At 35.4% G+C, this 25,725-nt stretch carries 17 protein-coding genes; 5 read left to right on the plus strand and 12 right to left on the minus strand.

The window, feature by feature from the left end:
• Positions 1-65: 65 nt before the first annotated feature.
• On the minus strand, positions 66-1,211 hold the full coding sequence (locus ABD909_RS00785; RefSeq protein ID WP_345096043.1) for a cysteine desulfurase family protein: 1,146 nt from the start codon (positions 1,209-1,211) through the stop codon (positions 66-68).
• 159 nt (positions 1,212-1,370) lie between these two features.
• Here ABD909_RS00785 and ABD909_RS00790 point away from each other — a divergent pair, with 159 nt between their 5' ends.
• From ABD909_RS00790 to ABD909_RS00800, 3 genes are all read left to right on the plus strand, one after another.
• Positions 1,371-2,051: an alpha/beta hydrolase gene (locus ABD909_RS00790; RefSeq protein WP_345096044.1), complete on the plus strand. Its 681-nt coding sequence runs from the start codon at positions 1,371-1,373 to the stop codon at positions 2,049-2,051.
• 268 nt (positions 2,052-2,319) lie between these two features.
• Positions 2,320-3,573 (plus strand): tyrosine--tRNA ligase, encoded by a 1,254-nt coding sequence (gene tyrS, locus ABD909_RS00795; RefSeq protein WP_345096045.1) that lies wholly within the window; start codon positions 2,320-2,322, stop codon positions 3,571-3,573.
• Positions 3,574-3,758: 185 nt separating this feature from the next.
• Complete coding sequence (locus ABD909_RS00800; RefSeq protein ID WP_345096046.1) at positions 3,759-4,241, plus strand: peroxiredoxin; 483 nt, start codon at positions 3,759-3,761, stop codon at positions 4,239-4,241.
• 121 nt (positions 4,242-4,362) lie between these two features.
• Here the strand turns inward: ABD909_RS00800 and prfB are convergent.
• From prfB to ABD909_RS00815, 3 genes are all read right to left on the minus strand, one after another.
• Positions 4,363-5,491, minus strand: a protein-coding gene (gene prfB / locus ABD909_RS00805; protein WP_345096047.1) for a peptide chain release factor 2 whose coding sequence is annotated in 2 segments (ribosomal slippage) — positions 4,363-5,421 and positions 5,423-5,491 — 1,128 coding nt in all. Because the reading frame shifts where the segments join, the coding sequence is not laid out codon by codon here.
• A gap of 194 nt (positions 5,492-5,685) precedes the next feature.
• Complete coding sequence (locus ABD909_RS00810) at positions 5,686-8,151, minus strand: penicillin-binding protein 1A (RefSeq protein ID WP_345096048.1); 2,466 nt, start codon at positions 8,149-8,151, stop codon at positions 5,686-5,688.
• A gap of 155 nt (positions 8,152-8,306) precedes the next feature.
• Complete coding sequence (locus tag ABD909_RS00815) at positions 8,307-9,536, minus strand: N-acetylmuramoyl-L-alanine amidase (RefSeq protein ID WP_345096049.1); 1,230 nt, start codon at positions 9,534-9,536, stop codon at positions 8,307-8,309.
• Positions 9,537-10,138: 602 nt separating this feature from the next.
• Between ABD909_RS00815 and ABD909_RS00820 the strand changes: the two genes are divergently transcribed.
• On the plus strand, positions 10,139-12,760 hold the full coding sequence (locus tag ABD909_RS00820) for an Rne/Rng family ribonuclease (protein WP_345096050.1): 2,622 nt from the start codon (positions 10,139-10,141) through the stop codon (positions 12,758-12,760).
• Positions 12,761-12,851: 91 nt separating this feature from the next.
• Here the strand turns inward: ABD909_RS00820 and ABD909_RS00825 are convergent, their stop codons facing one another.
• A complete protein-coding gene (locus tag ABD909_RS00825; protein WP_345096051.1) occupies positions 12,852-13,463 on the minus strand; it encodes an invasion associated locus B family protein in 612 nt (203 codons plus the stop codon).
• Positions 13,464-14,864: 1,401 nt separating this feature from the next.
• On the opposite strand from ABD909_RS00825, the gene ABD909_RS00830 reads away from it, so the two are divergent.
• The gene (locus ABD909_RS00830; RefSeq protein WP_345096052.1) at positions 14,865-15,083 is read left to right on the plus strand and encodes a hypothetical protein; all 219 of its coding nucleotides are present in this window, start codon (positions 14,865-14,867) and stop codon (positions 15,081-15,083) included.
• 490 nt (positions 15,084-15,573) lie between these two features.
• Here the strand turns inward: ABD909_RS00830 and ABD909_RS00835 are convergent, their stop codons facing one another.
• The 7 genes from ABD909_RS00835 to ABD909_RS00865 form a co-directional block, all read right to left on the minus strand.
• The gene (locus ABD909_RS00835; protein WP_345096053.1) at positions 15,574-16,434 is read right to left on the minus strand and encodes a hypothetical protein; all 861 of its coding nucleotides are present in this window, start codon (positions 16,432-16,434) and stop codon (positions 15,574-15,576) included.
• Positions 16,435-16,640: 206 nt separating this feature from the next.
• Entirely contained in the window at positions 16,641-20,141 is a 3,501-nt protein-coding gene (mfd, locus tag ABD909_RS00840) for a transcription-repair coupling factor (protein WP_345096054.1), read from the minus strand.
• A gap of 5 nt (positions 20,142-20,146) precedes the next feature.
• Positions 20,147-20,437 carry an FAD assembly factor SdhE gene (locus ABD909_RS00845; RefSeq protein WP_345096055.1) on the minus strand — a complete coding sequence of 97 codons (291 nt, stop codon included), beginning with the start codon at positions 20,435-20,437 and terminating at the stop codon, positions 20,147-20,149.
• A 61-nt stretch (positions 20,438-20,498) separates the two neighbouring features.
• Entirely contained in the window at positions 20,499-21,179 is a 681-nt protein-coding gene (locus tag ABD909_RS00850) for an ABC transporter ATP-binding protein (protein ID WP_345096056.1), read from the minus strand.
• The gene (locus ABD909_RS00855; RefSeq protein WP_345096057.1) at positions 21,179-22,447 is read right to left on the minus strand and encodes a lipoprotein-releasing ABC transporter permease subunit; all 1,269 of its coding nucleotides are present in this window, start codon (positions 22,445-22,447) and stop codon (positions 21,179-21,181) included. The genes ABD909_RS00850 and ABD909_RS00855 overlap by 1 nt, the downstream gene beginning before the upstream one ends.
• Positions 22,444-23,784, minus strand: a complete 1,341-nt coding sequence (gene proS, locus ABD909_RS00860) for a proline--tRNA ligase (RefSeq protein WP_345096058.1) — start codon at positions 23,782-23,784, stop codon at positions 22,444-22,446. Before proS ends, ABD909_RS00855 begins: the two co-directional genes overlap by 4 nt.
• A gap of 222 nt (positions 23,785-24,006) precedes the next feature.
• A complete protein-coding gene (locus ABD909_RS00865; protein ID WP_345096060.1) occupies positions 24,007-25,683 on the minus strand; it encodes a ribonuclease J in 1,677 nt (558 codons plus the stop codon).
• Positions 25,684-25,725: the final 42 nt, after the last annotated feature.

Here is a 25,725-nt window from a genome sequence, read left to right on the forward strand (position 1 = left end):
AGTGGGAAAATTTCAATCAAACTTATTTTATTTTTAAAATAGTTCTAATTTTTTGAATAAAAATCTTATTCTTTACTATTAGTGACTATCTGAGAAAAAACCAATAAAAAATCATCGATATCTTGAGATGTTGTGCACCTTCCTATAGAAATGCGAATAGCTCCATTTGGAACACGGTAGCCCATTGCTTCCAATACTTTACTTTGCTTTACTTTTCCTGAAGAACAAGCAGAACCTGCTGACACAGAAAATCCTGCTAAATCAAAAGCAATTTGCATTGTTTCAGCTTTGAGGTTTCCTACAGTAAAATAAGTTGTATTTGATAAACGCTGGACTCTTTTGCCAAAAATTTCAACATCATGACATATTTTTTGTAATCCATCTTCTAATTTATTGCGTAAAGACATTAACTGTTTTATCTCTTCTTGATTGTAACAGTCGGCTATTGCTGCTCCAAAAGCGGCAATAAGTGGCAATGCTTCTGTTCCTCCACGTAACCCTTTTTCTTGTCCTCCTCCTATAATAAGGGGACATGGCATGAGAAGGTTCCCACTTGAAACAAAAGCTCCAATTCCTTTTGGTCCACCAATTTTGTGCGCTGAGAGTATAAAAAAGTCCCCTCCTATCTGATGAATATCAACAAAGCTTTTGGCTACATATTGCGTCAAATCAACAATCAGAATGCCTCCAAAATCTCGAACGATAGCAGCTATTTCTTTTATTGGTTGAAGAACACCTGTTTCACCATTTGCTGCTTGAATAGCAACAAGAGGAAGCCCTTTTGTTTTATCATGAAGCTTTAAGAGAGAGAGTAATTTATCTTGTTGAATAAGCCCATCTTGATCAACAGAAATTGTACTGATGAACTCTTTAGGAAAACGTCCTCCTTCTGCAACAGATGGATGTTCAGTAGCACCAATATAAAGATGAGAAAACAGCACCTTAGATCTTCCCATATTATAAAAGGGCGTTAACAAAGTCATCGCAGCCTCACTTGCACCAGATGTAAATACAATATGATCTGGATTGGTTTTAAGACTTTCAGCGATTTGCCTACGTGCTTTTTGCAATAAAGTCTTAGCAGCACGTCCTTCTGTATGAACAGATGAAGGATTACCAAATATCTCTAAAGATTCTACTAACGCTAGCCGCGCTGTTTTTTTGAGCGGTGTTGTTGCGTTATGATCAAAATATCGACGTTCTAAAACCATTTTACATCACAATCATTTATCTAATGAATTGATTTAAAAAAATAGTGCAATTTTCTTGAAAAATTTACTTAAATGAGAATATCTAGTAATTACTTAAGAGATTCTATGGTAAAAGTCGGTCAAGGTCAATGAGAGCTTGTCATATGTAAGGAGCATTTAATGCCAGAAGTTATTTTTAATGGTCCCGCAGGTCGGCTTGAAGGACGTTATCAGCCCTCACAACAAAGAAATGCGCCAATTGCGATTATTTTGCATCCTCATCCCCAATTTGGTGGCACCATGAACAATAAAATTGTTTATGATCTTTTTTATATGTTTCAACAACGGGGCTTTACAACATTGCGTTTTAATTTTCGTGGTATTGGTCGTAGCCAAGGTGAATTTGATTATGGAATAGGAGAACTTTCAGATGCTGCTGCTGCACTCGATTGGGTGCAAACACAGCATCCTGATTCTAAAAATTGCTGGGTAGCTGGATATTCATTTGGCGCTTGGATTGGGATGCAACTTTTAATGCGCAGACCAGAAATTGAAGGCTTTATATCGGTGGCTCCTCAACCCAATGTTTATGACTTTTCTTTTCTTGCTCCTTGTCCTTCTTCGGGGCTTATTATTCATGGTAATATTGATAAAGTTGCCCCTGCAAAAGATGTACAAACGCTTGTAGATAAATTAAAAACACAAAAAGGGATCACAATTACGCAAGAAATATTGGAAGGTGCCAATCACTTTTTTAGTGGATACAATCAAGAACTTATTGAACGATGTGCCCAATATTTAGATAATCATATGACAGGTGAATTGCTTGCACCACCACCTGAAATACTTTCACTCACCTAAGACGTGAAACATTTATAAAAAGTAAAAAAATAAATCCTATAATCAATATCTTCGGCTTTTTGCCTTTTATGGATAGTCAAAAATAAGAAGAGAGGTTTCTTTCTCGATAAAAGATATCTCCCTCCAAAATATACAGGTAAAATAGCGTCGCTATTAATTTTTCACTATCGGTATTTTTCATTCTCTTGTGAGGTATGCATGAACTATGATAGAGAAAGTGTATCAGTAAACTATGGTATAAATATATATCTTGATGGGAAATAAATCTGTGGCTGCTTTTAAATCTGATTTTTTACATATTATGCATGAGCGTGGTTTTATCCACCAAATTTCAGATGAAAAAGGCCTAGATGACCTTTTTTCAAAAGAAGTTGTAAGCGCTTATATTGGATTTGATCCTACAGCGTCAAGTTTACATGCTGGAAGTCTTCTGCAAATTATGATGCTTTATTGGTTACAAAAAACTGGACATCGCCCCATTGCTTTGATGGGCGGAGGGACAGGGCTAATTGGTGACCCTTCCTTCAAAGATGAAGCACGGCGTCTTCTAACACAAGATGATATTGCTGCAAATATTGCTAGTATTAAAAAGGTATTTGCTAACTATTTGACATTTGGTGATAAGAAAACTGATGCATGTATTGTTAACAATGCTGAATGGCTCTGCAATTTAAACTATTTAGAATTTTTACGTGATGTAGGAAAACATTTTTCTGTCAACCGCATGTTGTCATTTGATTCTGTTAGACTGAGACTTGAGCGTGAACATTCCTTGTCATTCTTAGAGTTTAATTATATGATCCTACAAGCCTATGATTTTGTTAAACTTCATCAGCGCTATGGACTACGTATGCAAATGGGTGGTTCTGATCAATGGGGCAATATTGTTAACGGAATTGAATTAGGACATCGCTTAGGAACCGCACAGTTATATGCGTTAACTTCACCGTTGCTCACAACTTCTTCTGGTGCAAAAATGGGTAAGTCATTAAATGGGGCTGTATGGCTTAATGCGGATATGCTTTCACCTTACGAATTTTGGCAATATTGGCGCAATACAGAAGATGCTGATGCTATAAGATTTTTAAAGCTTTATACTACATTGCCATTGGATGAGATTCTTAAACTCTCTGCATTGCAAGGAAGTGAAATTAATGAGGTAAAGAAAATTCTTGCAACAGAAGTTACAGCGATGTTGCATGGACGTAGCCTTGCGGATTTAGCAGCTGAAACTGCGCGAAAAACTTTTGAAGAAAAAACACTTGGAGAAAATCTTCCAACCGTTGAAATTCATACTACAGAATTAAAAATAGGTGTTGGAGTACTAACTCTTTTAGTACAAGCAGGACTTGCTAAATCTAACAGTGAGGCTCGTCGTCATGTTCAAGGTGGAGGTGTGCGTATTAATGATCAAATCATTGAAGATGAAACACGCCTTATTATCGAAGAAGATGTCAATGCTAATGGAAGCATTAAACTTTCCTTTGGTAAGAAAAAACATGTTTTGATGAAACCTGTATAATCTCTTTATAATTTCATACTTTTTGCTTTGATCTCATTTTTCAATTCAATCCTTAGGGTATGGCGAGCTTTGTAGAAAAAATAAAAATCTCTCAAAATAGTAACACTCTAGAGAGTTGCATAATTCTTTCTGCTATGTATTCTAATGACTTGTATTTGGTGAAAAAGATAAAGAAAGATAAGATAATGATAAGACCAACGAAAGGTACTCTTGCACCTGATTTTAATTTGCCACGCGATGGTGGAGGTAGAATGCGTCTTTCTGACCTACAAGGAAAATGTGTTGTTTTATATTTTTACCCAAAGGATGACACCAGTGGGTGCACGAGTGAAGCGATTGATTTTACACGATTGAAGCCAAAATTTGATGAAATCGGCGTGGTTCTTATTGGAATTTCTCCAGATAGTATTAAAAGCCATGATAAATTTAAAACAAAGCATACGCTTGATATCATTCTTATTTCTGATGAAGAGAAAACCACTCTTGAAGCTTACGGTGTTTGGGTTGAAAAAAGCATGTATGGGCGCAAATATATGGGTGTTGAACGAAGTACTTTTCTAATTGATAAAACAGGAAAAATAGCAAAAGAATGGCGCAAAGTCAGTGTATCTGGACATGCTGATAAGGTGCTAGCTGCTGCTGCATTATTACATGATAATGGTTTATAGAGCTTGTCATTTAAGCCTTACCAAAGGTAAAAGTTATCTTAATTATTGGTTTTCGTAAATTTGGTTCTTAATGAACACAACTATAATCTCGAAAAATATTAAATACTGTAGTTTAATTTTATTAAGCAATATCTTCAATTTCTTGGATTTTTCCGTAAATGCGCCGTGCAAGTGCTGCCTCTATAAATGCATCTAAATTACCATTAAGTACAGATTGTGGATCCGTGTTTTCAACACCCGTACGCAAATCTTTGACAAGCTGATAGGGTTGAAGAACATAAGATCTAATTTGATGTCCCCATCCGATTTCTGTTTTAGAAGCTTCAACGGCATTTGTTTCTTCTTCTCGCTTTTTGAGCTCTTCTTCATAAAGTCTTGCACGCAACATAGACCATGCAGTAGCGCGGTTTTTATGCTGAGAACGCTCTGTTTGGCATTGAACAACAATACCTGTTTTTATATGTGTGATGCGAACTGCAGAATCTGTTGTATTGACATGTTGCCCTCCTGCACCTGATGCACGATATGTATCGATGCGAACATCTGCTTCTGAAACATCTACTTCAATATTATCATCAATAACTGGGTAAACCCAAATGCTTGCGAAAGAAGTATGGCGCTTTGCATTAGAATCAAACGGCGAAATACGTACTAAACGATGAACACCTGATTCTGTTTTCAACATACCATAGGCGTTATGTCCTTTAATGAGAAGAGTTGCTGATTTTATTCCAGCTTCTTCCCCTTCGTGAATTTCTAATATTTCAACCTTCATTTTATGTTGTTCAGCCCAGCGCGTATACATACGTAACAACATAGAAGCCCAATCTTGACTTTCGGTACCACCTGCACCTGCATGGACTTCTAAATAAGTGTCATTGGAATCTGCTTCACCAGAAAGAAGGACATCAATTTGCCTTTTTTCTATTTCACTTTTAAGATAGCGTATTGTGTTCTCTGCATCCGTGATAACTTCGATATCACTTTCTTCTTCACCCATTGCAATTAATGCAATGCACTCTTCAAGTGTTTTTGTAAATAATCGAATACCATGAATTGAATCATCAAGATGTTGACGTTCACGCATCATATCTTGTGCTTGCTGCGCATTATCCCAAAGTGTGGGATCTTCTGCTTTTTGATTGAGATATTCGAGACGTTTTAGTGATTGATCCCAGTCAAAGATGCCCCCTTAGCAACTTAATTGCTTGTTGGATTTCATCAACTAATGTTTCTATTTCTGCTCGCATAATTTAACACCGTATTTTTATTTTAAAACTCTTTCTTGTTATGCTTCTGTTAATTATTTTTAACAAATTCAATACCCTCTAGTAAGATAATAGAACAACTTTATTATCTAATTTACTGTAATGACTACACTGAAAAAAATAGAGGAAAATAGTTTTATTCCGCTCATAGATTATGTCAAAAGACAATTTGCCAATTAATACAGTCCACCTGCACCACTTTCAAGAGCTTTATTGACTTGTGGAGAAGTTGTCATTGCAGGAACACCTTCTTGAAAAGAATTCGTGCTCCCAATAACTTGATAAATATCCGCAGGCCCAGTTCCTGGTTTAAATGCTTCTATAATAACGTCTTGCTCTCCTTTTTCCGCGAGCATGCCTGTTCTACGATTAATTGGCATTAAAATCATTCCTTCTGGCATTTTAAATGGTACATCTGGTTTCCCTTTCAGAGCTGCTTCCATAAATTCACCAAAAATAGGTGCAGCCAATGAACTTCCCGTCCCATTATATCCCAACGGTGCTGGTTGATCGTAACCAATAAAAACACCAACGACGAGATCAGGGGTAAATCCTATAAACCACACATCTTTTGAATCATTGGTAGTTCCTGTTTTAGCGGCAATATGTCGATTGAGATAACGTAAACGTGCCGCTGTACCGCGTTGGACAACCCCTTCCATCATTGATGTAATCTGATAAGCTGTCATAGGATCAAGAACTTGATCTCGCTCATCAATCAATTTGGGTTCACTTTGATTATCCCATGTCTGTGCACTACAATTTTCACAAAGACGATTATCATGACGATAAATCGTTTTTCCATAACGATCCTGAATTCTATCTATCAGAGAAGGATGAATAGAACGTCCTCCATTGGCTATCACTGAATAAGCTGTTACCATTCGTAAAACTGTTGTCTCGCCAGCTCCTAAGGCCATGGGGAGATAAGGTTGCAATTTATCTACAATACCAAAACGCTCTGCATATTCAGCAACAAGAGGCATTCCCATATCATAGGCAAGCCGTATTGTCATAAGATTGCGGGAATGTTCAATACCATAACGCAATGTTGAAGGTCCTGCAAATGTACCACCATAATTTTTAGGTTGCCAAATTTCACCATTATACTGGCGAATTTCTATGGGACCATCTAAAACAACGGAAGCTGGTGTATATCCATTATCGAGTGCTGCTGCATAGACAAAAGGCTTAAAGGCAGAACCAGGTTGACGATACGCTTGTGTCGCACGATTAAATTCAGAAGCAGAAAAAGAAAATCCTCCTACCATTGCAAGAACACGCCCTGTGTGCGGTTCCATAGCCACAACGGCACCTTCAACCTTTGGAATTTGTTGTAAGCGGTAAATGCCGTTTGTATTTGGTACTTTTTCAACAAAAATGACATCTCCAACTTGTAAGACATGTGATAAATTTGGCACAACTCTTCGATGACCATTTTCTTTTATAATATTTAATGCCCATTTTGAATCAGTTTCGGACAAAACTGCTGTTTCTCGTTTTTTTGATAATAAACCTGAAGCTTCACGCTGTGGCTGTAAACCAATCTCTACTTTATTCGCGTTAGTAGAAAGTACAACGGCTAAACGCCATTCAGGAACATCATTCAATCCTGTAATATTTGCAAACTCAGCCCCCCAGTCATCCTTCTTATCAATATGCGCATAAGATCCACGCCATCCTTGTGCATGATCAAATTTAATTAATCCGTTATGTAAAGCCTGTCGAGCAAGAACTTGCAAATGTGGATCAAGCGTTGTACGAATTGAAAGACCACCTTCATAAAGCGTCTTCGCGCCGTAACGATGCATTAAACGACGACGTACTTCTTCAGTAAAATATTCAGCTGCAAAAACATAGCTATCACTACCGCGTATTTTTGCTCCCAAAGGTTTCTCTTTAGCTTTTTCGCCTTGTTCACGTGTTACATATCCATTTGCAACCATTCGATCTATAACCCAATTGCGTCTATTAATTGCACGCTGTGTGTTTTTAAATGGATCATAATTTCCCGGACCTTTGGGAAGAGCAGCCAAGTAAGCACATTGTTCTAAAGTCAAATCATTGACGGATTTATTAAAATAAGTCAAAGAAGCTGCTGCAATACCATAAGTGCCACGACCAAGATAAATTTCATTGAGATAAAGCTCAAGAATATGATCTTTTGAATAGGTCTTCTCAATACGCATTGCCAGAATAGCTTCCTTTAATTTACGTTCTAAAGTTGCTTCTGAGCTTAAAAGGAAGTTTTTAGCAACTTGTTGTGTAATGGTTGATGCCCCTTCTGGACGTTTTCCAGAACCAATATTACGGATATTATTAATTAAAGCTCTAGAAAGTCCTTCGGGATCTAAGCCGAAATGATGATAAAAATTTTTATCTTCAGCAGAAATAAAAGCATCTTTAAGAATCTTTGGTATTGACTGAATTGGTAAATAGAGGCGATGTTTTGTTGCAAACTCTGCCATAAGGCTACCATCAGCAGCGTGGACGCGTGTCATCACAGGTGGTTCATAAAGCGAAAGAACTTCATAATCAGGAAGTGAATTCATCTGTTTTTCTGCTATAGCTTCCTGTTTCAGTAGGCTACAAAAACCAAAGGCCATAACAAAACTAAGAAGATATCTAAAAAAAATTATCATCGAAACATCTATCGCTTTCTTTAGAATTAATTAAAGAAAAATATATTATCTCATTAACACTTATACGGATATTATCGCTAGATTGAGATAAAAAACGGTTTGTTTATATTAAACTCTATCAGAACTCAGTACTGATACTCTATTTTCTTACAAATTTAAAGAGGTTGCATAATTTTCTGCTTATATTCAGCGAATTGACGAATAGAATGAGCAATTGAGAGTGCCATTTTTTTTCTCCATTGAGGATTGTTTAATAATTCTTCATCTTCTTTATTTGATAAATAACCGATTTCTATCAAGACAGAGGGTATATCTGGAGCCCTTAAGACTTGAAAATCAGCATATCGATGAGGGTTATTTATCAGATTAATGTTATTCTTTGATAAGTTTGAAACAACCTTATCAGCAAAATTTACTGAAAATGCATGGGTTTCACGGCGGGTAAGATCAAGCAAAATATCTGTTACTTCAAGTGTTTCATCTGCCGGAAAACCATCGAGAAGATCCACTTTATTTTCATTTTCAGCTAAGGATTTTGCAATAGCATCAGATGCCTTGTCTGAGAGAGTATAAACTGTTGCACCACGAAGAGAATGTAAATTAATAGTATCGGCATGGATAGATACAAAAAGATCCGCATCAAATTCTTGGGCTTTTTTAACTCTTTCACTTAATCTTAGAAAGACATTAGAATCGCGTGTTAAAGCAACGGTAATATGAGAATCTTTTTCTAATTCATCTCGCAGAACATATGCAAAAGCCAGTGTTACATCTTTTTCTAAAATTCCACTAACACCTTGGGCACCACCATCAATTCCACCGTGACCAGGGTCAAGAACAACACGAAAATTACGTATTGGTATTTGTTGTGCTTTTGTATCAAAATCGACTTTTTGTTGTTTTTCCAACATCTTATGAAATTTTTCTTGTGTCGTTTGATGAATATCAATAAGGAGTTGCCATAAACCGTTTTCTAATTTTTGTATTAGAGTTTTTTCAACAACAAAAGCAATTTTACTCGTCAAAATAATGCGTGAAGTCCGTATATCAGAAAAACCATAGCGCACATCTGATAACATGCTTGATAATCTATGCTGTTCTTTTAAGGAAGTCTTTTGCGCTGAAAAATCAACAGTGGGTAAATTGATAATCAAACGTGCAGGTTTATCCAAAACCTGTAGACGAACTTTCGGTTCAGCATTAAAAACCGCAATAATACGCGTATGTACACTATCACCAATAGTTCGCACATTAATAAGCTTTAAAGCAGCTGCCGCTTGGATATTTGTTTGAAATGTTAAAAAAAATAATAAACAATATGAGATGTAAAAGATAATATCACAATAAGCCGTTTTCAGCTTTTTGTTAGAAACCCCTTTTCTCATAAATTAAATACTCTTATATTCTATATTGGCAATAATGGTTTCAACCGTATAAAAATCATATATCAGATTTCCCCTATCTTTTTCAAGAAATGCTGAATTCCTTAACTTTTAACGCCCCCCCAAAAACACAATTAAGGCATTAAAGACATTATTATGGATTATAATGGTACGTATTTATATTGTTACTTGCCAAAATGATGATATCAACATAAAAGAACAATTATGCTTTCTAACTGATAGTGACTATAGTCCATATCTAAGTTGTCTTTAGAAGATTTGTTGCATGTTGTACATTTAGGCTTTTTATGGATAAAAATTTTTTATGTCACAAAAGCTAGAATTGCGTTATTTAAGATTCGCTGGTTCGAATATCCGAACTTTTTAAAGATTGTTTTACCGGAGACTTACAAAAATTATGAGTCATACAAAACAGAGGGAAATGATGAAAAGAAATGCTATAAATGCAATCATGCGTTTACATGTAGCATCCCATTCTGTTTTACTGGTACCTCCCTTTTATGGCAGACAGCCTCTTACATTTGCGAATAGTTATACTTTTCATTTGAATAAAGTTGCGCATGTCGCCCTCAGGATTTTAACTTATGTCAAACAAAATGCTTATAGATGCCTCTCATCCGGAGGAAACACGTGTTGTTGTTGTTCACGGCAACAAAATTGAAGAACTTGATTTTGAATCAGAACATAAAAAACAGCTTAAGGGGAATATTTATCTAGCACGGATTACACGTGTAGAGCCATCGCTTCAAGCCGCTTTTGTCGAATATGGTGGAAATCGCCATGGTTTTTTGACATTTTCTGAAATCCATCCCGATTATTATCAAATTCCTATGGCTGATCGTCTCGCTCTTCTTGAAGAAGAGGAAAAAGCTGCCATAGGAGACAATTATGCAGATGTTCCTACTGAAGAAACAAACAAAAATAAAAAACGCTCCAGAAAAACAAAAAAAGATGAGCGTAAAAATAGCATGGCAGTAGATATTAAAAATAACACAATTTCTGAAGCCATAACAATTGATGAAGCAGAAGATACTTTTAGCGCAAATGTTTCTTATGATGATATCGAAATGGTTGGTGCAGAGGATGTGCGTGAAGAACTCCCAACTTATCAACGGAAACAAGGACGTCAATATAAAATTCAAGAAGTGATTAAACGACGTCAAATTTTGTTGGTGCAAGTTATCAAAGAAGAACGTGGTAATAAAGGTGCAGCGCTCACAACATATTTATCTCTAGCAGGTCGTTATTCTGTTCTCATGCCCAACACAGCGCGTGGTGGTGGTATTTCGCGAAAAATTACCAATTTACAAGATCGCAAGCGTCTTAAAGAAATTGTAAAAGAATTAGCGGTTCCCAAAGGTATGGGCGTTATCTTACGAACGGCTGGAGCAAATAGAACTAAAGCCGAGATTAAACGTGATTATGAATATCTCACCCGATTATGGGATACCGTTCGCACTTTGACACTCAAATCGACAGCACCATGTCTTGTTCATGAAGAAAGTAATCTTATAAAGCGTTCTATACGAGATCTTTACAATAAAAATATCAATGAAATTCTTGTTTCTGGAGATCAGGGATATCGTGAAGCAAAAGATTTCATGCGTATGCTCATGCCAAGTCATGCAAAAGTTGTGCAACCCTATCGCGATCCTATTCCGATTTTCGCGCGTAATAATATTGAAATTCAACTTGATAAAATGTTGCACCCACAAGTTTCTTTAAAGTCTGGTGGTTATCTTGTTATTAATCAAACAGAAGCGCTTGTAGCTATCGACGTCAATTCTGGCCGTTCTACCAAAGAACTTTCTGTTGAAAAAACAGCTTTACAGACCAATCTTGAAGCCGCAGAAGAAATAGCACGTCAATTACGTTTACGTGATCTGGCTGGTTTGATTGTCATTGATTTTATTGACATGCTTGAAGAGCGTAATGTAAAACTGGTCGAAAAAAAGTTGAAAGATTGCTTGAAAAGCGATCGTGCCCGTATCCAAGTTGGTCACATTTCACACTTCGGCCTTTTGGAAATGAGTCGTCAACGTATTCGCATATCAGTTTTAGAAAGTACAACACTCCCCTGCCCACATTGCGCTGGAACAGGAAATATTCGCTCTGAATCTTCAATTGCTTTACATGTCATGCGTTCTATTGAAGAATATCTTCTGCATAATCCGCAACATAATATTATTGTGCGCACCCCTGTAACAACAGCACTTTACGTATTAAACCATAAACGCAATGTTCTTGTTAATTTAGAAGCACGTTTTAAACTTAATATTAGTATTGAAGCAGATGATAGCATTGGAACGCAACATCTTATTATTTCTAAAGGTGCAATAGCCGAGACAGTTTCTCAACCGATTTTTGAAGATAATAGTAAAGAAGAAATTGAAGAAGAAATCTTCATAAATGATCCTTCTGTTGAAAATAAACCGCTTGTTGTAACAAATCAGAAACGTCGACGTAAAAATCGCTCAAGTGAAATGAATGATAATTCTCTTTCTACGGCTCATAAAAAAGACGAGACGCTAAATGATGATTTTCGTCGTCGGGGGGGACGTCGTCGAGGACGTCGTGGTGGTCGTCGTAATCAGGAGAGTGGTTTTTATCAAATTCGTATTCCTTACGCAGAACCAGTAGGAGATTTTGCTAAACAAGCCTTAGAAGAAATTAAAACAGCGTATCGTAGACGTCGTATTCCAAATACAAAATCTGTTCAATTTGTAGAAACAGAAAATGACACACAACATTTAGCTATACAGCAAGATGAAACCATAAAAATTGATACAGTTGTAAAACCCAAAAAACGTAAAGTACGTTCTTCAAAAATAGTACAAAGTGAGCAAACCGTTGAAAATGATCAAAATATAGAAGTAGCGGAATCTTTGGAAAAAAAATCTACAGCTCGTTTGAGGCATAAAGTTAAAATAAAAAAAGAAGAAGAAACTCCTCATGAAGGACTGGAAAAAACATCTAAAAATAGTAAATCAACACGCAAAACACATAAAAAGTTACCTTCTAAAGAAATAACACTCATAAAAGAAACATCAGAACAAAAAACTATAAATGAAAAACCAGTTGAGGCAACTTCGCCCAAGGTTGAGGAGAAAGCCAATTATCCCGTTGTAATATCATCAACATCTGTCGATACTTCAAAAACTCAGCGTATTGGTTGGTGGAGGCGCAAAAATCTTTCTAAAAATTAAATATTAAAAAACCGCCATAAATGCGTAAATGCTTTGTGGCGGTTTTTGATAGAAAAAACTTCAAAAAACGTTTTTTTATGTTGTGCGCTGGTTAATTTTGCTTAGCTTTTTCTTGTTCAGCACGCATACGATCTTCAATTTCTTTTTGCTTAGACTGAATGGCTTGTTGCAGCTTTATTTGCTCTTGTTGAAAATCTTTTTCTTCCATACCAGGACCCGTGTATGCAGAAGTAAATCCATTAAGAGAAAATTCAATAGGATTAGCCGAGCCACGGAAATTAATTGTGGTTACAATCATTTTCGAACCACTTTTCATAGCTGTAATAAGCTTATCATCTAAGACATCATTGGCAATACAACTTGGCCCATTACAGATAATATAAGGAACTTTTTTAGAGAAGTTATCTCCTATCTGAATATTAACACCTTCTGGCAAAAAACGACCTGTAGGGACTTGAATACCTATACGTTTTTCATTTTGTTTCCCTTTAATTTCAACAAGATTAAAAGCCGTTAAAGGCTGCCCAGTGTTTGATACAACAGTGTTCATTGTATTACAAACATCAACATCATGCTGCTTGCTACAAACCTTATACCAGCCTTGAGATAAAGTTTGCGCTCCTGCAGAAGTATGCATTGTGAAAAAAAGAGCAACAGCTCCAGCTAATCCTGAAACAACAGAATAAATACTTTTATGCGACATGATTAAGTTAATCCTTTCAACGCGCTTTTATAATAACCCAAACAATAGGAATACTAAATATAATTTCAATCAAGTGTATTAAATTAAACCAATGAAATGACACCCTCTTCTATGCTTCTTACTTCAAGATAAAGAGAAAAGTCAAATTTAGAAAAAAAAGCTATAAATAGCCATTTAAATTCTTATGCACTCCTGTACAGTTTCCCCCTTTTAATTGATATTTTACGTAATTTATCGATAAAATACCTTAGTGCAATGAAATAACTTAAGATGACATAAACGAATCAATATTGCAATATAATTAAAGTAAACTCCTATGTTATTCTATAGATCTTATTACTTTAAATTTTTTTATATTTATACCTCTTCTTTTAAACTAGTGTATTCTAGCTATAGATACTGCAGCATGGAGCTTTTAAGTTACTAGAAAATTTTAAATATTTTTCTTATGCATCTCCTAATGCAAAACAAAAAGAAAAGGTTAATTTATGGTGTCTTTGGAATATTTGATGATTTAAATCTTTTCGTTATTCGTAGTTTTAGAACAATGGCAAGAGTGCTTTTTCTAATGAACACTTTTCTGGTCTTGTTTACGAAACAATGATGGTAAGCTTCTCGTGATAAAGCTTTTTTACTGTATAGCCTCTTGGCAGAAAAAGTTGAATTAAATAATAAGCGCACTGAATTTATTTTTTTTTCTTAATGCAAAGGTGCTCTTTTCAAATGGAAAGCCTATACAGTTGAAGATGTTTTATTCACAATAAAGCTCCTTAAAAAGAAAGTTAGACCGCCTTTTGATCGTTATGTGAAATGTATAGAAACTATCAAAAAATCAGAGATCATGGTATTAAAATACGTTTTCCACTCTCAAAAGATCGTAAATTTCTACTTCTTTTGGCAGATGTAACGCAGATATTACCCAAACATGCTATTAATGTTATGATTTTGAAAAAATAGACTGAGTAAGATTCTAAGCAGTAGCTCTTATATTGTTGAGCATGTTAATCTTGATGAACGAATTATTTATAAGCTCAACCCTCATTATTGGGACAAGATCTTCCTGTTAATAAAGGATTAAATAATTTTGATACCATTCAAATTGAATATTTCATAATAGTACAGCACTTTTTGAAACTTTTTAGAAAGCTTAATTGATATTTTTATTGAAATCAATCCAAATTGTTGACAACATTCTTATAATTTTCCAGCTGTTCATAAAAGTCATGTTATTAAAGAAAGTTTTTCAAAAGGAAGCCCCATTGTCCTCATAGGGTTTGTTTTTAATACGCGTCGCACAATTTTCAAAGACAAAATAGTAAGACAGATTTAATCGATACTTTTCGATTTTGAGTAGGCCAATCATCATCTTTTCAATAATATCTATACCAGAACGGAAGGATATTGGGATGGTTTTATTCTGTCATCTGTTGGAAAACCAGTAAACAAAAGAGCAAAAATACTTTTATTCCCTCTCCTGATGCAATTTTTCTCGAAATTATGGTTGGAAGTTGGCGTGTTTCCAAGACAGATGGTTCAGGCATGGATCGACCAATCGCAGAAAGTCAAAGGTTTCTCTTGCCTTTCAAAATACATTGTCTTGGTATTCATGCTGAAAAATAAGAACCATTGATGATAGCCAATATCAAAATCACTTAGAAATGTTCGACTATAACATAATTATAACAAAATTAAAAAATTCTTTCTCTCCAGGAAACGAACAAATAAATCGTTGAAGTTCGACTTCTCGAAATTTAAAAGGGATTTTTAATTTTTCTTATTTATAATATTATTCTAAATATAATGAGCAATTTATAAAATGAGAAGTTCTATTATCCAAAAAATTGTAAAGACAAATTTATCGGATAATTTTAAAAGATCATAAAAACTTTTATATACTTTTAAATTTCATCTATATAAAATTCATTATAAGTACAGAAAGCTATAATAAAAATGAATTTATTGTATAATAATATAATATAGAAGATATTTATAATGTAATTTCTCATTATTATTTTCTATATTATATAGTGGTATCATGTTATATTATCATATTCTATTATAAAAATTAAATTTTATTCTTCCATAATATCTTTAATAAAAACAAATATAGCTATCTTTTATTAAACCACTCTCTAATATGAAAAAGCATACTGTTTATAATATTTTTTCTTTTATTTGGAAAAACTATATTATGTACTCCCTCGAAAGTCCTGCAAACCATAGGTATCATTTTCAAAGAAGAATTTCCATGCACCACAGCATTCTTTATATTGTTATATAATTCTTTTTTTAAATTATCAGGTCCTGTTATTAAAAGTTTTTTAATGTCCTTGACTAACTTTGGATTTATTGTCCTCGCTGCATATTTTGCCCAAATAAAATCTTTCTTTTTCCAATCAAATTCTTTGCGTAAAATAGCAGCAATATCACTATGCAATATACTTTCCCAAGTTCTGCAAGAAATAACAAAAATCAGATAATTTTTTATTATTTCATCATTGTTCCAAAAATCTTCACTCATTTTCCATTCATTAAATAATTGAGTTTTTTTCAGATACTCTTTTGCTTTAGTGATTTTTTCTTCATATTCTCCTTCTTCGTACTCTCTTGCTATGAACGTTCTATATATCAAATTTAGCTTTCCTTCAGCTAACTTGCTTAATTTCAAAGTAAGCCTAAAATGTTCTTCACTAAGATCATTTTGTTTCTGCAAAAGCTTATTATGTTCACGAAAAACTTTATAGTGTTTTGCATAAGGAATACGTTTTATTAAAAGATTTAATTCATCCAACTTTTCCTCAATAAAATCAATTTCATTATCAACAATGATTCTCCTTTCTTTAAAACGTTGATATTTTTCATCAAGACTCTCATTGAAAAGAAATTCAGCATGAATATTTTTTACATCACATAATATTAAAGTGAATAATAAACAGGGCATAGTGAGTAATCTTTGTACCGAAGAAACCATATTATTCCACTTTAAATACATATAAATAGCACGCTCTATTTTGTAATAGTGTTGCTTAATATATTTGCTTGTTTGTATCAATATGTATTATAATAAATAAGTTGAAAAGAATTTTTTATAATCAAGTTTTATGAAAACTTTAAATATTATGTAGAACTGTTCTATAAAATGAATGATAATTTTAAACCTATAGAAAAATTTTTAAGCTAAAAAGAGGATTTTTCTGCCATTTCTACAAGCTGTTTCATAATCGTTGCGGCTCCAACAAGTCTTTCATTAATTGTGGACCAATTTTGAGTAAGGGCAATAGTTTGGTCTGGTCTGATTTTTGCCATTGCACCTTGTTTTGCAACCCACTGGACAAGAGCAACACTATTTGCAAAATAATTGTTGCGAAATTGTATAACAATGCCCTTTGGTCCAGCATCCAATTTTTCTACATGTGCTTTTCTACATAATATTTTGATATAAAAAACTTTAAGGAGATGTTGAACTTCAAGTGGTAAAGGACCAAAACGATCAATTAACTCAGCTGCAAATTCATCGATTTGTTCTAAAACATTAAGTTCTGTTAAACGACGATAAAGTCCCATGCGTAATGGTAAGTCAGGCACGAAATTTTCTGGTATGATTGCGGTTATAGCAAGAGAAATTTGAGGTGACCATTGTCTATCCTCATTCTGTTCTCCATCTTTTAATTCAGCAATGGCTTCTTCAAGCATTTTTTGATAAAGTTCAAATCCAACTTCTTTGATATGTCCCGATTGTTCTTCGCCTAAAAAATTTCCTGAACCACGAATATCCATATCATGGCTCGCCAATTGGAAACCTGCCCCCAATGTATCAAGAGATTGTAAAACTTTAAGACGACGGTCAGCAGCAGGCGTTAAAACTTTACCGGAAGGATATGTAAAGAGTGCGTAAGCACGTTGTTTTGAGCGCCCGACCCTACCTCGCAATTGATAAAGAGCGGCAAGACCGAACATTTCAGCGCGATGCACAATTAATGTATTAGCTGTTGGAATATCAAGACCTGATTCAATAATAGTTGTCGACAATAAAACATCGTATTGTCCATCATAAAATGCATTCATAATATCATCAAGCTGTCCAGCGGGCATTTGTCCATGCGCTATAACAAACTTGAGCTCTGGTACATGTATTTTAAGGTATTCTTCTACAGAATCAAGATCAGAAATACGAGGACAGACATAAAAACTTTGTCCACCACGGTAGTATTCTCGAAGCAATGTTTCGCGTATAACAAGTGGATCAAATGGAGAAATAAAAGTACGTACAGCCATTCTATCAATGGGAGGAGTAGTTATCAATGAAAGTTCCCGTACTCCTGATAATGCTAATCCTAAAGTACGCGGTATGGGAGTTGCTGAAAGTGTGAGAACATGAATATCGCTTTTAAGCTCTTTTAAACGCTCTTTATGTTTGACGCCAAAATGCTGCTCCTCATCAATGATAAGAAGTCCTAACCGTAAAAAATTAACTGCGTCACTTAAAAGTGCATGCGTTCCAATGGCAATATCAATTGTACCATCTGAAATCCCCTTTTTGACTTGTGCGAGTTCTTTAGCTTTTACAAGCCTTGATGCATGACCAATTTTAACAGGTAATCCTTGAAAACGCGAAATAAAAGTTTTGTAATGTTGTCGTGAAAGCAAAGTTGTAGGCACAACAACAGCGACCTGGTATCCATTTAATGCCGCAACAAACGCACTTCGAATAGCCACTTCTGTTTTTCCAAAGCCAACATCACCACATATTAAGCGATCCATCGGTTTGCCTGATGCCAAATCATCCAATACAGCATCAATGGCATTCATTTGATCTTCTGTTTCGTCATAAGGAAAACATGCAACAAATTCATCAAATGGTCCAATTGGCGGAATTAAAGAAGGTGCAGAACGCATTGCACGCTTTGCAGCTATATGGATCAATTGGCCAGCCATTTCCAATAAATGTTTTTTAAGCCGTGTTTTACGTGCTTGCCAAGCAACTCCTCCTAATTTGTCTAACGCTACAACTGCTCCCTCTGATCCATAGCGTGAAAGAAGTTCGATATTTTCGACAGGTAAAAAAAGCCTATCACCTCCAGCATATTTAATTTCAAGACAATCTCGTAAAGTTCCAGTTGTCGTGATAGTTTTAAGACCAATAAATTGTCCAATACCATGGTCAATATGCACAACCATATCGCCAGAATTTAAGGCTGTAATTTCAGCAATAAAATTCGTATTGTGTTTACGTCGTTTTGATGATCTTATGAAACGATCACCAAAGATATCCTGCTCTGCTATAACAGCAAAATCTTCCACTTCAAAGCCGTGTTCTATTCTTATAACAGCTGCTAATATATGATCACGTGGAGTTGCTTTAACAGTTTGTAATGATTCTACAATATCTACTTTTTTTAATCCGTGTTCTTCAAGAACTTGTACTAAACGATTGAGAGATCCTTCACTCCAACAAGCTAAAAGAACCTTCTTACCAGCTGCACGCAATGAAGCAATATGATCAATAACAGTTGAGAAAACATTTTTTTCTTGCGCATTGCGCTCTTTTACAAAATCATATCCTAGTTTTACATGCGTGTGAACAACAGTTTGTCCAAAAGTTTCTGGAACATGAAAAGGAGTAAAATCAATATGTTGTTCAGATTGTTGTACTATTTCTAAAATACCCTCTGGTGTTAAATAGAGAAGGCTAGGCTCTATTGGATGATAAGAAGTAGAACCTTCATGATCATTTTCGTGCTCTTTGCGTGCGTTATAATAATCTTCAATAAGGCGATAGCGCTCGATGAACACTTCTTCTATAAGATGTTCAAAAACAACTGGTATATTGCTACAATGGTCAAAAAAACTATCAAGATTTTCATAAAAAAATGGTAACCAGTGCTCCATGCCAGCAAAACGCCGCCCTTGAGAAATTGCTTCATAAAGCATATTGTTTTTTTGTGATACTCCAAATGTGCGGGTATAATTGTTTTTAAAGCGGCTGATACGTTCAGCTGTAAAAACAATCTCACTCGTCGCGTGTAATAAAATTTTAGTTTTTTGGTTTGTTGTCCTTTGCGTTTCTGGATCAAATGTACGGATACTCTCTAAGGTATCTCCAAAAAAATCAAGGCGCAAAGGTTGGACATCTATAGGAGAAAAGATATCAAGAATTCCTCCTCTCACTGCAAATTCACCAACATCACGGACAACCGTAACACGTTCAAAACCATTGGCTTCCAAAAATTGAATGAAATGCCCCATATTATTATGCTGGCCAACTTGTGCACGAATAATTTGTGTCTCGATCATTTCACGAGGAGGCAATTTTTGCATAATGGCATTTGCTGTTGTCAAGATAATTGCAGCGTGCGGATTTTGACGTAAATTAGCTATATCTGCCAAAGCCGATAAGCGGCGTGCCATAACAGCAACTCCAGGTGATACACGATCATAGGGCAAACAATCCCATGCAGGAAATTGAAGTATAGGTAAATTTGGTTCAATAAAATTTAAGACTTGCTGTAAATGCGCAATTTTTGTTCCATCACGTAGAACATAAAGAAGTGGTTTATTTTGTGCAATTTCTGAACGCAATTGTGCAAGCGCAAAGGCTTCAAATCCATCAGTAATTCCATCAAAGATCATATGAGTAGAAGTATTTTGCGGAATGATAATTTTTTTTAATATAGACATCGGAGTTAATTTAAATTTATGCAAATATGGTAATTTATAATGTCACGAAAAAGCAGATTATCAACTTCAGAAGGTGGTGTGATTTCTCCTGTAACCCACGTTAATAAATCACGATCATCAAAAGACATAATATACTCAAGCGCAGAAACCGTTTTATCGCTCATTCCAGTAATATGTGCATCTACATAATGTCCCAAAATGAGATCCATTTCACGAATACCACGATGCCATGCTCGAAAAACCAATCGGCGACGACGTACATCGAGTTGATTTTTGTCAACGACAAAAACTGCCATAAAAGCCTCCTTGAGCTATAAGTAAGATTTTCAATTTGTAAAATAAATTCTGTACATTAACCTAAGGAAGTTCAATAATCTTTTTTTCTTTTAGTGTAATTCGACGATGCATTTGTTTAGCCAAAGCGTAATTATGTGTTGCAATAAGAGCAGAAAGACCAGATTGACGAACCAGCGCCGACAACGCTTGAAAGACATACGCTGAAGTTACAGGATCAAGATTTCCTGTAGGTTCATCAGCCAAAAGAACTGAAGGACCATTTGCTACTGCACGCGCAATAGCAACGCGCTGTTGTTCTCCACCAGATAATTCCGATGGACGATGGTTCGCACGATGAGAAACACGAAGATATGTCAATAGCTTCAGCGCACGATCCTCTGCTATAGATTTTTTAAAACCTGCGATCATTTGCGGTATCATGACATTTTCTAAAGCTGTAAATTCTGGAAGCAAGTGATGAAATTGATAGACAAAACCGATATCATTGCGTCTAATAGCTGTTCGCTCACTAACAGATCGTTTTGCACAAGAAATACCTCGTAACATTACATCACCAGCCGTTGGTTTTTCCAATAAACCAGCAATATGAAGAAGTGTTGATTTTCCTGCACCAGATGGGGCGACAAGTGCGACAAGCTCTCCGCGATTAAGAATAAAATTTGCTTTATCTAAAATAATAAGAGGTTTATGCCCTTCAAAAAAACGTTGTTCAATCTCTACAAGCTTTAAAATAGCTGCCATTATTCATACCTCAAAGCTTGTACAGGATCTAGTTTAGCAGCGCGCCATGCCGGAATGAGCGCCGCTAAAAATGACAAAAATAAAGCCATTATAGCAACGATAACTGTTTGTCCCCACTCAATTTGTGCGGGCAATTTTGTTAAAAAATAAAGTTGAGGATTAAAAACATCAACATTAAATAACCAAGAGATAAAATCCTGAATATGATTAATATTTGCAGTCGCTATAACACCAAAGATTAAGCCTAATATTGTTCCAATAAATCCAATCATCATACCAGTGACGATAAATATACGCAGAATTGCGCTTTGTTGAGCACCCATGGTACGTAAAATTGCAATATCATGGCTTTTATCTTTTACGAGCATAATGAGTCCTGAAATAATATTTAAAGCCGCAACAAGAACAATAAGAGAAAGAATAAAAAACATAACATTTCGTTCAATCTGCAGAGCTGAAAAAAAAGCTTGATTGCGTTCTCGCCAATCAATTAAATAAACTTGTTGACCAATAGTTTTTTCTACAATTGGCTTTATTTGATCAACAGCATCAGGATAATTTAGAAATAATTCTAAAGATTGAACGTTCTCTCCCAAATTAAAAAACATTTGTGCTTCATGAAGAGGCATAAAAACGAATATTGAATCATATTCAGACATACCAATTTCAAAAATAGCAGTCACTTTGTAAGCTTTAACACGTGGTGTAACTCCAAAGGGAGTCGCATCACCATCAGGTGTAATAATACGAAGATTACTCCCAATGGTTAGCCCTAATTTTGTTGCCAAACCACTGCCAATTGCGACACCTTCTTCTTTATCAAATCGTGCAAGCGAACCTAATTTAATATTTTGGGATATGGTTTTAAGCTTCTCTAAATCTTGTTTGCGCATACCACGAACTAAAGCCCCAGATCCTCCTTGAAGCTCGCCCTGCACAAGCGCTTGTCCCTCAATAACAGGCAAAGCAAATTTTATACCGTTCACAGATTCTAAAGAAGAAATAAGGGTACTATAATCGGGAAAAGCAGAATTAACAGCTTGAATAACAAGATGCCCATTCATACCAAGAATACGATTGAGAAGTTCTGTACGAAAACCATTCATCACCGCCATAACAACAACCAGAGCAAAAACCCCTAACATAATTCCAATGAGAGAAATGATGGAAATAACAGATGCAACAACATGTTTTTTATTGGGAATCATATAACGAAAAGCAATCATCCACTCATAAGAGGAAAACCATTTACTTTTCAACTTCTTCATAACATTGCCTGTTTAATTATAGAAAATTGGCTGAGTACATCTTCAACCTTTAGAGATTTTTTAACACTCGTTTTTCGATCTTTCATTTCAATTTCATTTTGTGCAATGCTGTTTGGTCCAACAATGATTTGTGTTGGCAAGCCAATTAAATCCATTGTTGCAAATTTTGATCCAGGACGCTCATTTCTATCATCTAATAATGGATCAAAACCAGCATTTCTTAATCCCTGATAAAGCGCTTCACACGCATATGTACATTTTTCGTCACCAGGCTTCATATTAATGATACCCATATCAAACGGAGCCATCGATTTTGGCCAAATAATACCATTTTCATCATGAGAAGCTTCAATGGCTGCAGCAACAAGACGTGAAGGTCCAATGCCATAAGATCCCATAGAAACGATATGCTCTTTCCCATCTTGTCCCATAACTTTTGCTCCCATCGGAGCAGAATATTTCGTGCCAAAATGGAAAATATGGCCTACTTCAATGCCGCGCGCAGAAAGACGATGATGATCAGAAACTTTCGCCCACTCTTCTTCATTATGCATTTCTTCTGTCGCTGCATAAAAAGATGTCCACTGTTTAACAATATCAGTTAAAATAGATTTATCACCAAAATCAATAGAACTGTTTGGAACAGCCAGTTCAAGAAATTGTTTATCACAAAATATAGCACTTTCTCCCGTTTCAGCCAAAATAATAAATTCATGACTAAGTTCACCACCAATTGGACCTGTATCAGCACGCATAGGAATTGCTTTTAAACCAAGACGAGAAAAAGTACGTAAATAGGCAATAAACATACGATTATAAGATGTTTGAGAGCCTTCATAATCAAGGTCAAAAGAATAAGCATCTTTCATTAAAAATTCTCGTGAGCGCATCACTCCAAAACGTGGGCGGATTTCATCACGAAACTTCCATTGAATATGGTACAAATTAAGCGGAAGATCTTTATAAGAATGAATGTAGGAACGAAAAATATCCGTCACCATTTCTTCGTTTGTTGGACCATAAAGTAAATCACGCTTTTGACGATCTTTAATGCGGAGCATTTCCAAACCATAGTCATCATAACGACCACTCTCACGCCAAAGATCTGCAGACTGAATTGTAGGCATTAATATTTCTATAGCACCAGCTCGCTCCTGCTCTTCACGAATAATCTTACAAACTTTATCAAGTACTTTTTTACCCAAGGGAAGCCAAGAATAGATTCCTGAGCTTTGTTGGCGAATCATACCTGCACGTAACATTAATCGATGAGAAACAATCTCTGCTTCCTTAGGATTTTCTTTTAAAAGTGGAAGGAAATATTGAGAAAGACGCATTGAAATAATTAACTCCTAATCAGACCCATCATACTAGAACAATTTAAATAGAATATATATTTAATCTATAGTGACATTATAAACGCTTGCAAACATAACGAGCAGATTGTTGAAAAATTTATGTGCTCTATCCTTATTAAGCTGAGTTTAAACGATAAAATGATTTGACAATTTCTTTCTCTTTTTTTCCTTAAAAAGAAAATAACATAATACTAAAATGTTTTACTTTGATCGATGTAAAAAAACTGTACAAATAGGTTTTTTTTGCCAAACTTCATAAACAGCTGCTCTTACTGCACGCCGTATTGCTTCCCGAACAAGTTCACTGTTTTTTCGTTTAACGCGTGGGATATTATAAAATGTATTTTCTACAATATCTAAAAGAATATCTTTCAATTTTCCCCCCTCTTCATTACTCTCAGGTAATCCAAATGTGCTTAGACCAATATCATCCAATAATTCATGCTTGCTGTTCATATGGAGAGAAACAGCAACATAACCAGCATAGCTTAGTTTTCGACGTTCACGAATTCCTAACGTATACTCATCTCCAAGAAGACAACCATCTTTATAGATACGGCCAACAGGAATTTGATCAATAACTTCTACAGGCGCTGGTGCAAGACGCAGCATATTACCATTTCTAATATCCCTCACAATTTTAATACCTGCTTGACGAGCTAAATCCGCTTGAGCAGTAAGATGTATTGCCTCTCCATGCACAGGTACAAGTATTTGTGGTTTTATCCAATCATACATTTGTAAAAGTTCTAAACGACGGGGATGACCTGAAACATGAATAAGAGCATCCTCATTGGTGATAACTTTAATTCCCATATCAATAAAACGATTTTGTATCTCAAGAATCGCTTTTTCATTTCCTGGAATACTTCGTGACGAATAAATAATGGTATCACCAGCAGAAAGCGCAATATTTCTCATTTCACCACGTGAGAGCTTGGCCAAAGCAGCACACGGTTCACCTTGACTTCCTGTGACGATCAAAACAAGATCTTTACGTGAAATATAACCATAATCATCTTCTGTCACAAATGGTGTTAAATCATCCATATAACCAAGCTCTTGTGCAACTATAATACTGCGTTTAAGAGAGCGTCCAACCACAAGAACCTTGCGTTCAACGGATTGGGCAGCAAGAGCAATGGAACGAATGCGACCAACATTAGAGGAAAAAGTTGCAATTGCAACGCGTCCTTCAGCTTTTGAAAGAATTTCACAAAGACTTGTCTGAACTTGCTGTTCTGATGGTGTCATGCCATCCCGACATGCATTTGTAGAATCACAAAGCAATGCCAAAACGCCTTTATTACCTAAAGCGCGAAATCGTTTTTCATTCGTTACAGCTCCTAGCGAAGGTATATGATCAATTTTCCAATCACCTGTATGAATAATAGTTCCTAAAGATGTTGTAATGGCCAAAGATACAGATTCTGGTATTGAATGGGCAACAGCAATAGCCTCTAGCGCAAAAGAGCCTACCTGAAAACAATCACCAGCTTGAAAAATATTGAGTGAAATTTTATGAGACTCAAAATCTGCTTGTTTTTTCATTTCCAATAATCCTGCAGTAAAAGGCGTACAGTAAATTGGAACTTGTAACTTTGGCCATAAATCAAGAACGGCCCCATAATGATCTTCGTGAGCATGTGTCAAAATAAGACCACATATATTATGTTTTTCACTTTCCAGAAAACGAATATCAGGGAGAACAAGATCAGCTCCTGGTAATTCAGGACCAGCAAAACTAACACCCATATCAACTAGCAGCCATTCACGAAGATGTTGTGGTCCAAACCCGTAAGCCGCCAGATTCATCCCTATTTCACCTACTCCTCCCAAAGGTAAAAAGACAAATTCACTTCCATGAGCTGCAACCATAAACATCTCCTAAATCATTAAGATAATCTGATGGTAAAAAAA

It is taken from the genome of Bartonella acomydis (genome assembly GCF_039543025.1).
GTDB classification, from domain to species: Bacteria; Pseudomonadota; Alphaproteobacteria; order Rhizobiales; family Rhizobiaceae; genus Bartonella; species Bartonella acomydis.

Coding starts and splice junctions, on each gene's coding strand:
- ABD909_RS00785 (WP_345096043.1), bottom strand. CDS start 1,211: ATGGTTTTAGAACGTCGATATTTTGATCATAACGCAACAACACCGCTC.
- ABD909_RS00790 (WP_345096044.1), top strand. CDS start 1,371: ATGCCAGAAGTTATTTTTAATGGTCCCGCAGGTCGGCTTGAAGGACGT.
- ABD909_RS00800 (WP_345096046.1), top strand. CDS start 3,759: ATGATAAGACCAACGAAAGGTACTCTTGCACCTGATTTTAATTTGCCA.
- ABD909_RS00810 (WP_345096048.1), bottom strand. CDS start 8,151: ATGATAATTTTTTTTAGATATCTTCTTAGTTTTGTTATGGCCTTTGGT.
- ABD909_RS00815 (WP_345096049.1), bottom strand. CDS start 9,536: ATGAGAAAAGGGGTTTCTAACAAAAAGCTGAAAACGGCTTATTGTGAT.
- ABD909_RS00820 (WP_345096050.1), top strand. CDS start 10,139: ATGTCAAACAAAATGCTTATAGATGCCTCTCATCCGGAGGAAACACGT.
- ABD909_RS00825 (WP_345096051.1), bottom strand. CDS start 13,463: ATGTCGCATAAAAGTATTTATTCTGTTGTTTCAGGATTAGCTGGAGCT.
- ABD909_RS00835 (WP_345096053.1), bottom strand. CDS start 16,434: ATGGTTTCTTCGGTACAAAGATTACTCACTATGCCCTGTTTATTATTC.
- mfd (WP_345096054.1), bottom strand. CDS start 20,141: ATGTCTATATTAAAAAAAATTATCATTCCGCAAAATACTTCTACTCAT.
- ABD909_RS00845 (WP_345096055.1), bottom strand. CDS start 20,437: ATGGCAGTTTTTGTCGTTGACAAAAATCAACTCGATGTACGTCGTCGC.
- ABD909_RS00850 (WP_345096056.1), bottom strand. CDS start 21,179: ATGGCAGCTATTTTAAAGCTTGTAGAGATTGAACAACGTTTTTTTGAA.
- ABD909_RS00855 (WP_345096057.1), bottom strand. CDS start 22,447: ATGAAGAAGTTGAAAAGTAAATGGTTTTCCTCTTATGAGTGGATGATT.
- proS (WP_345096058.1), bottom strand. CDS start 23,784: ATGCGTCTTTCTCAATATTTCCTTCCACTTTTAAAAGAAAATCCTAAG.
- ABD909_RS00865 (WP_345096060.1), bottom strand. CDS start 25,683: ATGGTTGCAGCTCATGGAAGTGAATTTGTCTTTTTACCTTTGGGAGGA.